We start from the raw sequence: 8,732 nt of genomic DNA, 5'->3' as shown, positions 1-8,732 counted from the left end.
ATGCGGATGCTTTGATCCATATCGGTAGCTATTCCCAAGCAGGCGAACCTGCGTCCCTGTGAACCATTTCAAAGACCGGAGTCTTCAGGCGCGAAGCCTTCAGAGTACGCACGTCCGCAAAAACGATCGGCCCACGCAGTCTCCCGCGAAGGCCGTTGAAGTCCTGGGTCACTGCAAAGAACAGGGTCTCAGGTCGTTCCTGCGAACCGCGTCTGCACCACAAACTCAAGCGAGGTGCACAGCCGGTCCAACAAGAGTGGGGGCTTATGCAGATCGATTCCGCTTCCGTCAAGCGGCGAAAGCATGGCGGACGCCGGCGGCCGGGCCCCGGCGCCCTGCTCAAAGATGTCGCCGGGGACCCTCGCCGGCGCCGGCCAGACCCGATCATGACCGTCCGGAGAAGAACGGCCGCATTGCCTCCTCCGGTTTGTCACCATCCAGCCACATTGCGTTGCGGCGACACCACAGTCGGCGAGACGGCTGGATTTGTGACCGGTTTGTAATGGCTACGCTCGGCGGGCCCCTGATAGCGCAACGGTCCGTCGCGGCGAATCCGGCCGCGACAAGCAAGGAAAACAAGAATGAAGTCTCTCCTCCTCGCCACCGCCGCCATCGCCGCCTTCGCCGCGGCCCCCGCCATGGCCCAGGACGGCCCGGTCGGTTCGGTCGGCATCAACTACGGCAACACTGAAGTCGATTTCGGCGGCCTCGGCGGCGAAGCCGACACCTGGGCCGTGGACGGCGTCGTCGCCATGCCCGCCTTCGGCGACTGGACCGTGACGGTCGCGGCCAACGCCAGCCAGTTCGACGACGGCAGCGACGACACGGCCTTCGCCGGCGCCGCCCACCTGACCACCGTGGTCGGTTCGGACCTGCGCATCGGCGGCTTCGTCGGCGCGGCCGACGTGGCTGACGAAACCGCCCTGACCGGCGGCTTCGAAGTGCAGAAATATCTGTCGAAGGCGACCCTGACCGGCGTGGTGGCCTACACCACCGCCGACGACGTCGACCTGGACGTCTGGTCGGTCGGCGGCGACGCCGCCTTCTACGTCACGGAAGACCTGCGCCTGAACGCCGGCCTGTCGTGGATGACCATCGACGACGCCGATGTGGACGGCGTCACCTACGGCGTCGGCGCGGAATACGAGATCGCCAACTCGCCCTTCTCGGTGACCGCCGGCCTGTCGCACTCGGACATCGAGGACGTGGACGTCGACTCCTGGACCATCGGCCTGCGCTACAGCTTCGGCGGCGGCCTGCAGGCGCGTGACCGCGCCGGCGCGGCTCTGCCGGGCTCGGGCGTCATGGGCATCCTCGGCGCCCTCTAGGTTCCGGCCTGACCACCCAAAGGCCCCGGCGGAGTCATCCGCCGGGGCCGCTTCGGTTCGGGGGGGTTCCCGGGCCGCTTTCACCCGGCGATCCCGCCGCACTTCCGAAGGACTATCACCATGAAGACCCTCCTCCTCGCCACCGCCGCCGTCGCCGCCGTCGCCGCGGCCCCGGCCATGGCTCAAGACGCTCCGACCGGTTCGGTCGGCGCCGCCTGGTCCCACGCCGAAGCCGACCTGGGCGGCCTGACCGCCGATGGCGACGGCGGCCTGATCGACGGCAACGTCGCCGGCCCGGCCTTCGGCGACTGGACCGTCACCCTTGGCGCCTCGGTCGGCTGGGCCGACGGCGACATCGACGAGGACAAGACCCTCGCCGGCCAGGTTCACCTGACCCGCAAGGTCGGCAATGTGCGCGCCGGCGGTTTTGTCGCCGTCAGCGACGCGGGTGACGACACCCTGACCACCGTCGGCGCCGAAGTGCAGAAATACTTCAGCAACATGACGCTGTCGGGCGCCGTGGCCTTCTCGACCATGGATGCGGCCGACGCGATCTCGGTCTCGGGCGGCCTCGGCTACTACGCCATGGACAACCTGCGCCTCGACGTGGGCGTCGGCGGCGGCCAGATCGAGTTCACCGGCGCCAACGCCGAGTACTACTCGGCCGGCGTGGGCGCCGAGTACCAGTTCGCCGGCACGCCGGTGAGCCTGTTCACCGCCTATGACCACACCACGGTCGACGACGCCGACCTCGACGTCGACACCGTGACCTTCGGCGTGCGCATCAGCTTCGGCTCGGACGGCCTGAAGGCCCGCGAGGAAAGCGGCGCCGACCTCGGCCGCACCGTCGGCGGCCTGGCCGGGCTCGTCTCGGGTCTCTGATCCCTCCACGCGTCCTGAACGACAGAGCCCCGGCGGAGCGATCCGCCGGGGCTTTTCGTTGGCCGGACGCCCGACCGGCGGGCGCGAAGAAGGCCCGGGGGTTCCACACGCCCGGGCCTTCCCATCGTCGCAGCGGCGCGGGGGGGTCAGCGGCCGATGCGGATGTCTCCCGAGCCGACCACGCTGCGGCTGACGGCGCCGGTGGCCTCGGCGATGCGGACGTCGCCCGAGCCGGCGATCGAGACGCTGACGTCGCCGGCGGTGCCGCCGAAGTCGATATCGCCCGAGCCGCCGATGGCGATGTCGAGGTTGGGGATGCGGCCGCGGCGGATGGCGACCTCGCCCGAACCGCCGATGGCGATGTCGGTATCGCCATTGACCTCGGCGATCTGGGCCTCGCCGGAACCGCCCATGCTCAGATCCAGGGCGCCGGTGGCGCCGGCGGTGAGCTGGCCCGACCCGCCGAGGCTCGCTTCAAGCGAGCGCGAGGTGCCGACCATGATGGCCCCGGAGCCGCCCGACGAAACGTCGACCGGCCCGTCGGTGTTGGCGATCACCCAGTCGCCGCAGCCGCCGTTGCCCAGGTCGACCGAGCTCGCGCCCCGGCCGATGGAGCCGTAGACGGCGCCGCCGGCGTCGATGTTCACGGCGCGGGGCGAACGGATGACGATCAGCGGGGCGTCGTCGAGATCGATCCGGCCGAGGTTGCGCACCTCGACCGAGGCGCCCTGGCCCGGCCGCGTGCCGTCGGGACCGGAGCGGCAGTTGCGGATGCTGTCGCCGACGCGGAAGCCGGCGACGCGGCGGCCGAGGCCGCCGTCGATATGCACCACGCCGCCGCGCCGCTCGACGCGCAGGGCCGGCAGGCCGGACGTCCCCTGCTGGATCTCGACGCCGACGTCGGCGCGGTCCTCGACGATGACCACCACGCGGGCGACGGCGTGTTCGATCTCGACTTCGGTTTCCTTGGCCAGGGCGGGACCGGCGGCGGCGGCGCTGAGCGCGGCGGCGGCGGTGACGGACAGCAGGACGGCTTTCATGACGGTGTTCCCTCTCCGGAATGCGCCGGAAAGGTGCGGCCGCCCCACCGCCGAGTCACTTTAAATCGAGGTCATGACGTCGTTGTAAGGAAGAGCGCCGCCTTGAGCGGCTAGCGCATCGCCAGCGGCGAGATCAGGCCCTTGTCCGGCGGCGGCGGCTCGTCGCCCAGTTCGAAGGCGCGCTCGTAGGATTCCAGCCGCGTCCTGACCACGCCCAGCCGGCGCAGCCCCAGCGACGCGCCCCACAGGGCGGCGCGGGCGGCCATCGGAGCCCGGTCGGCCGGCAGCACCGGCGCGCCCCAGCGGCGCAGCACGCCGTTGGCGTAGTGGGCCCCGTTGGTCATCCGCGAGCGCCAGGTCTGGTAGTCGCACGACAGGGAGACGTTGAAACTGCCCTGGTTCTCGATCCGGTGCGGCGCGTGCAGGGGCCAGGCGACGGCCATGCCGGGCTTGAGGTCGAATACCGACGCCTGGGCGTCCATGCCGCGGTGGTAGGGGAGATCCTCGGTCTGCTGCTCCAGCACGATGTTCTCCATCGAGCGGCTCGGCATGTGGGTCTCGTCGACGGGATAGATCCAGATGCGCTTCTCCCCGCGCAGGTGGAACAGGGTCACCCCGGGCGGGTCGGCGTGGAAGGGCACCTTGGCCGAGGGCGCCGACAGGATCAGCTGCCCGGTCACCTGCACCGGCCTGAAGCCCGGCACATGGTCGGACAGGTCGGCGAAGATCCGGCGCATCGCCTCGCCCAGCTCCGGCCAGTGGTCCTGGATGCGGCGCATCTGGATCCACATCCGCCCCGCCTTCGCCGCCTCCAGCAGCGCCGCGCCGCCGCGCCCGCCCTTGGTCCCGGTCTGCAGCATGGCCTGGTCGTCGGCGTCGTAGTGGAAGATGTTGATGTCGAACAGCTCGGCCGGGTGCCGCTCCAGCTGCCGCGCCAGGGCGTCGTCCCCGAACAGGCCGGTCTCCAGCAGCCGGTGGGCGTAGGTCATCGGCTCGCGGCCGAAGGCGGCGCGCCGGGCGGCGTCGAACGCGGGGATCAGGCGATCGGTCATGCGGGGGCTCCGAGGGTCTTGCGCGCGGCCGCGGCGGCGGCCGAGGCGGCGGCGGCCCACCAGCCGGCGGCGCGGGTCTCGCAGGCGTTGATGATGTCGAAACGGCGGCTCAGGCTCAGCTGCAGCCGGGGCAGCGGCGCCGGCCCGGCGGCCAGCAGCCGCCCCGCCAGCCGCGTCAGGTCCGGGCGCGGCCCCTCGGCCACGCCCTCGAACACCACGCCGCCCGGCTCGGCCAGGGCGGACTTGTAGCCCTCTTCCCCGGCTCCGAAATCGACCAGCCGGTAGCCCTCCGCGGCCGCCCGCTCCAGCTCCAGCCGGGTCAGGATGGTGCCCAGGCCGTGGCGGGCGAAGGCCGGGTCATAGGTCGGGAACCACAGATGCAGGGTGCGGCCGTCATCGAGCGAGGCCTCTGCGGCGACCAGTTCGCCGGACGCCGTGCGCAGGCTGGTCAGGCGCAGGCCGAACTCCGGCGTCCGCATCTCGAACAGGACGCGCAGCAGATCGACGGTCCAGCCGCAGGCGAAGACGTCGTGGCGCCGCGAACGCCGGTACTGGTCGCGCTTGCGGGCGACGATCCAGTCCAGCACGGCCGGATCGCGCTCGTCCCAGGTGAAGACCGGCTCGCCGTACTCGCGCTCGAAGCCGCGCTTCAGCCGGCGCATGTTCTTGAAGAAACGGTGGCTGCGCTCTTCCAGCCGCGCCGCGAGGGCCTCGCGCCCGCCGCTCACGTCGGTCGACATCCGCGTCCGCGCGATGAAGCCGGGCACGGTCGTCCCGGGGGCCATCCAGCCCCCGGCGCGCAGCACGCCGCCCAGCCGCCGGGCCACGGTCGCCGGGTCGAGCCCCTCGCCCGCCGCCGCGATCACGCCGTGGTAGTCGGTCAGGGGGGCGCCGAGCGGCTGGATGAGCCGCCCCCGCCGCTGGAAGGGAAAGAAGCCGACCGCCGCGCCGCGACGCCGGAACACCGCCAGGGCCGCGCCCGGGACGCCGGCGGCCGCGAGGGCGTAGCGGGGGTCGAGGTAGGGATGGTCCAGTCCGGGCTCGCTCGCGCGCAGCGCGTCCCATGCCGCGCGGTCTTCCGGCCGCAGCGCGTCGGGCCGGATGATCTCGATCTCCGTCGCCTCGTCCATGATCCCCGATCCGCCGCCTGTCGTGGCCGCACCATGCCCCGGCCGCCTTGCATTACGGTTTAGAGGCTTGGTGAACGAGACGCTGCGGAGCCGCCGCCGCGCGCGGGCGTTGCTAGCGGGATCCCCCCTTGTCCCGGAAGGTTCGCCATGACCCCCTCCCCCGAAACCGGCCGAGCGCCGGGCCGCCAGAACGAATACGAGCAGGAACGCCCGCCGGCCCGATCCGGCGAGCCGCCGCGCCCCGCCCAGGAGCCGCCCGGTTCCGAGGGCAGCAGCAACAACGGCGAGACCGCCACCGACCCGGCCACCGGAGAGCCCAACCGTTGAGACCGGCCGCCGCCGTCCTGGTGCTCGCCCTTCTCGCCGCCGCGCCCGCCGCCATGGCCGACGACCCGCGGGCCCCGCCCGCCTGCCCGGTGACGTCGGCGCACTTCGTCGCCAACGACGGGCTGGGACGCAGCCGGGCGGCGGTCGCCGCGGGACGCCTGACCATCCTCGCCATGGGCTCGTCCTCGATCGAGGGGGTCGGGGCCAGCCGGCCCGGACTCGCCTTCGTCCCCCTGCTCGAGGCCGGGCTCGAGCGGCGTCTGCCCGGCGTCGAGGTGACGGTGATCAACCGGGGCGTCGGCGGCGAGACCGCGATGGAGACCGCCGGCCGGCTGGCCCGCGAGATCGCGGCCGGACGCCCCGACCTGGTGCTCTGGCAGCTCGGGACCAACGACATGCTGCGCGACCGGCCGATGGATGACGTCTTCGCTGACCTCCGGCGCGGCGAGGCCGTGCTCGACCGCGCGGGCGTCAACGTGCTGCTGGTCGATCCCCAGCGCCTGCCCGAGGGAACCGCGAATCCCGCCTTCCGCGGCCGCAATCCGGCGCTCGGCGAGATGGCCCGGCTGATCGATCTCGAGGCCGGCCGGGTCGGCTACGCCGTGCTGCGCCGCTTCGCCGCCATGTCCGGCTGGATGGGCCTGGAGGGCGGCGGCGTCGGCCCCGACGACCTGCACCTGAACGACGCGGGCTACGCCTGCTGGGCCGAGATCGCGGCCGAGGGCCTGGCCGCGGCCCTGCGTCCGGCGGGAACGGCGACGCGTGCGAGGGATTGATGCCGGACCGCCCACCGTCCCGGAACGCCATGTCTCTTCGCCTGATCGCCCTCGCCGTCCCCGCCCTTCTGGTTCTGTCCGCGTGCGGCGCTCCCGAACCCGCCGAACCGGCGCCGTCGGCGAGCGCCCCCCGGCCCCTGCTCACCGCCGCCCAGATCGAGGCCGGCGTCCCCGCCGCCGCCCCGGCCCCGACCGCCGAAGCGGCGCCGGAGCCCCCGACGGCGCCCGCCGCCTACGCCCCCGATCCCGGTCTGGTCCGGCTGCAGATCCTCCTCGACCGTTCGCCGTTCTCGCCCGGGGTGATCGACGGCCTCGCCGGCGACAACACCCGCCAGGCCATCGCCGCCTGGCGCAAGGCCGCGGGTCTCGGCGACGGAGACGCCGCCGATGCGGAGCTGCTCAGGCGCCTCGCCGCCGCCGACACGGCCCCGGTGATGACCACCTACGTCCTGACCGCCGCCGACCTCGCCGGACCGTTCAGTCCGCCGCCGGGCGAGAATCTCGCCGCCCAGGCCGCCGGCGGGGCCCACTACAGCTCCGCCCGCGAGCGGCTGGCAGAACGATTCCACCTGACCGAAGCCCTGCTGCAGGGCCTGAATCCCGGCGTCGACTTCCGCCGCCCGGGTCAGACGATCGTGGTCCCCGCCGTCGCCGACCGCCCGCTGGCCGCGGTCGCCCGCATCGTCGTCGACAAGACCGAGCGCTCCGCCCGCGCCTTCGACGCCTCCGGCCGGCTGCTGGCCTTCTATCCCGCCACCATCGGCTCCAGCGAACGGCCGGCTCCGTCGGGGACCCTGCGCGTGCTCGGCGTCGCCAACGAGCCCGACTACACCTACGACCCGGCGACGCTCAGCTACGACCGCGGCGACCACAAGGTGGTGGTCCCCGCCGGACCCAACAATCCGGTCGGCTCGGTGTGGATCGAACTGTCGCGCGACAGCTACGGCATCCACGGCTCGCCCGACCCGTCGAAGATCGCCAAGACCGCCTCCAACGGCTGCGTCCGCCTGACCAACTGGGACGCCGAACAGCTCGCCGCCTCGGTCAGGCCGGGGGTCGAGGTGCGGTTCGTCTGAGGCTCAGCTTATCAGCAGGGTTTCGGTCGGCCACAGGACGTGATGGCGCCGGCCGTCGCCGGCCCCGGTCGTGCAGCGCGCCCGGCTCAGCCGCATCAGCCCGTCCGAGTCCCGCAGCACCATCCCGGCCTCGCTCACGCTGCGCACGCAGGACCAGTGGCAATGCCGCCCGGTCAGGCTGATCAGGACAGAGCCGGGGCCGTTCTCGTCGGCGTGACCGCGGATCGCGTCCCAATAGCGGTCCAGCGTCACGGGCTCGCTGTTGAAGGCGCGCTTGTGGGTGAAGGGCAGACCCGTCTCGGCCTCGACATACATATGGGCCCGGCGCAGGAGCTTGCGCAGGGTCCGGACGCCCATGCCCTCGCCGGCCAGGGCCGACGCCAGATCGCCCTCGGTCGCCAGATCCTCGCAAAGGACCCGGAACAGCGCCCGGTGCTGGTCGGGCTTCAGCCGGCTGTCCCAGGTCGCGCACACCTCATGGGCGCTGTTGATGATGGCGTAGATGCCGCACAGCGTATCCAGGCTGCCCTGTCTGAACATTCCGATCCCCCCAAGAACGTCGACCCAACAGCAAAACGGCCCCGGAGTCTCCTCCGGGGCCGGTCTGTCTTGTTGGCCTATGCTCGCCTCGCGGAGGCTCGCGGCTTGAGGCCCGAAGGCGCGCTCAAGGAGCGAGCGACCGCGTCGCGAGCGTCAGCGCCCTGCTATTCCGTGATCTTGGAGACCACGCCGGCGCCAACCGTGCGGCCGCCTTCGCGGATGGCGAAGCGCAGCTTCTCTTCCATGGCGATCGGGGTGATCAGCTCGACGTTCAGCTCGGCGTTGTCGCCGGGCATGATCATCTCGACCCCTTCCTTCAGGTGCACGATGCCGGTCACGTCCGTGGTGCGGAAGTAGAACTGCGGGCGGTAGTTGGTGAAGAACGGCGTGTGACGGCCGCCCTCTTCCTTGGTCAGGATGTAGGCCTCGGCCAGGAACTTGGTGTGCGGGGTGATCGAGCCCGGCTTGCACAGCACCTGGCCGCGCTCGACGTCCTCACGCTTGGTGCCGCGCAGCAGCACCCCGACGTTGTCGCCCGCCTGGCCCTGGTCCAGCAGCTTGCGGAACATCTCCACGCCCGT

Annotated in this window: 10 protein-coding genes; 5 read left to right on the top strand and 5 right to left on the bottom strand. The window is 72.1% G+C overall.

Annotation, left to right across the window (positions count from 1 at the left end; all coding sequences use genetic code 11):
- Positions 1 to 581: 581 nt before the first annotated feature.
- A complete protein-coding gene (locus VGD32_RS04100) occupies positions 582 to 1,328 on the top strand; it encodes an outer membrane beta-barrel protein (RefSeq protein WP_331030630.1) in 747 nt (248 codons plus the stop codon).
- Between the two features lie 120 nt (positions 1,329 to 1,448).
- Positions 1,449 to 2,210: a hypothetical protein gene (locus tag VGD32_RS04095; RefSeq protein ID WP_331030629.1), complete on the top strand. Its 762-nt coding sequence runs from the start codon at positions 1,449 to 1,451 to the stop codon at positions 2,208 to 2,210.
- 146 nt (positions 2,211 to 2,356) lie between these two features.
- On the opposite strand, the gene VGD32_RS04090 is transcribed toward VGD32_RS04095, so the two are convergent.
- The 3 genes from VGD32_RS04090 to VGD32_RS04080 form a co-directional block, all read right to left on the bottom strand.
- Positions 2,357 to 3,250, bottom strand: coding sequence for a GIN domain-containing protein (locus VGD32_RS04090; RefSeq protein WP_331030628.1), 894 nt, complete (start codon positions 3,248 to 3,250; stop codon positions 2,357 to 2,359).
- Positions 3,251 to 3,360: 110 nt separating this feature from the next.
- Entirely contained in the window at positions 3,361 to 4,302 is a 942-nt protein-coding gene (locus VGD32_RS04085) for a transcriptional regulator (RefSeq protein ID WP_331030627.1), read from the bottom strand.
- Positions 4,299 to 5,432, bottom strand: a complete 1,134-nt coding sequence (locus VGD32_RS04080) for a GNAT family N-acetyltransferase (protein WP_331030626.1) — start codon at positions 5,430 to 5,432, stop codon at positions 4,299 to 4,301. The genes VGD32_RS04085 and VGD32_RS04080 overlap by 4 nt, the downstream gene beginning before the upstream one ends.
- A 147-nt stretch (positions 5,433 to 5,579) precedes the next feature.
- Here VGD32_RS04080 and VGD32_RS04075 point away from each other — a divergent pair, with 147 nt between their 5' ends.
- The 3 genes from VGD32_RS04075 to VGD32_RS04065 are packed head-to-tail and all read left to right on the top strand — an operon-like array spanning position 5,580 to position 7,611.
- Positions 5,580 to 5,759: a hypothetical protein gene (locus tag VGD32_RS04075; protein WP_331030625.1), complete on the top strand. Its 180-nt coding sequence runs from the start codon at positions 5,580 to 5,582 to the stop codon at positions 5,757 to 5,759.
- The gene (locus VGD32_RS04070) at positions 5,756 to 6,535 is read left to right on the top strand and encodes an SGNH/GDSL hydrolase family protein (protein WP_331030624.1); all 780 of its coding nucleotides are present in this window, start codon (positions 5,756 to 5,758) and stop codon (positions 6,533 to 6,535) included. The genes VGD32_RS04075 and VGD32_RS04070 overlap by 4 nt, the downstream gene beginning before the upstream one ends.
- 29 nt (positions 6,536 to 6,564) lie before the next feature.
- The gene (locus tag VGD32_RS04065) at positions 6,565 to 7,611 is read left to right on the top strand and encodes a L,D-transpeptidase (protein ID WP_331030623.1); all 1,047 of its coding nucleotides are present in this window, start codon (positions 6,565 to 6,567) and stop codon (positions 7,609 to 7,611) included.
- A 3-nt stretch (positions 7,612 to 7,614) separates the two neighbouring features.
- Here VGD32_RS04065 and VGD32_RS04060 read toward each other — a convergent pair whose 3' ends face one another.
- Positions 7,615 to 8,151, bottom strand: a complete 537-nt coding sequence (locus VGD32_RS04060) for a hypothetical protein (protein ID WP_331030622.1) — start codon at positions 8,149 to 8,151, stop codon at positions 7,615 to 7,617.
- Positions 8,152 to 8,315: 164 nt separating this feature from the next.
- Positions 8,316 to 8,732: EF-Tu/IF-2/RF-3 family GTPase (locus VGD32_RS04055; RefSeq protein WP_331030621.1), on the bottom strand; the 417-nt coding region annotated here is incomplete at its 5' end.

Source organism: Brevundimonas sp., from assembly GCF_036402095.1.
Lineage (GTDB): Bacteria > Pseudomonadota > Alphaproteobacteria > Caulobacterales > Caulobacteraceae > Brevundimonas.
Note: the sequence above shows the minus strand (reverse complement) of the source record. Positions and strands in the feature narration are given on the sequence as shown.

Excerpts from the sequence above, each read along its gene's own strand:
- VGD32_RS04085 (WP_331030627.1), bottom strand. The coding sequence starts at position 4,302 with ATGACCGATCGCCTGATCCCCGCGTTCGACGCCGCCCGGCGCGCCGCC.
- VGD32_RS04080 (WP_331030626.1), bottom strand. The coding sequence starts at position 5,432 with ATGGACGAGGCGACGGAGATCGAGATCATCCGGCCCGACGCGCTGCGG.
- VGD32_RS04065 (WP_331030623.1), top strand. The coding sequence starts at position 6,565 with ATGTCTCTTCGCCTGATCGCCCTCGCCGTCCCCGCCCTTCTGGTTCTG.
- VGD32_RS04095 (WP_331030629.1), top strand. The coding sequence starts at position 1,449 with ATGAAGACCCTCCTCCTCGCCACCGCCGCCGTCGCCGCCGTCGCCGCG.
- VGD32_RS04100 (WP_331030630.1), top strand. The coding sequence starts at position 582 with ATGAAGTCTCTCCTCCTCGCCACCGCCGCCATCGCCGCCTTCGCCGCG.
- VGD32_RS04090 (WP_331030628.1), bottom strand. The coding sequence starts at position 3,250 with ATGAAAGCCGTCCTGCTGTCCGTCACCGCCGCCGCCGCGCTCAGCGCC.
- VGD32_RS04060 (WP_331030622.1), bottom strand. The coding sequence starts at position 8,151 with ATGTTCAGACAGGGCAGCCTGGATACGCTGTGCGGCATCTACGCCATC.
- VGD32_RS04075 (WP_331030625.1), top strand. The coding sequence starts at position 5,580 with ATGACCCCCTCCCCCGAAACCGGCCGAGCGCCGGGCCGCCAGAACGAA.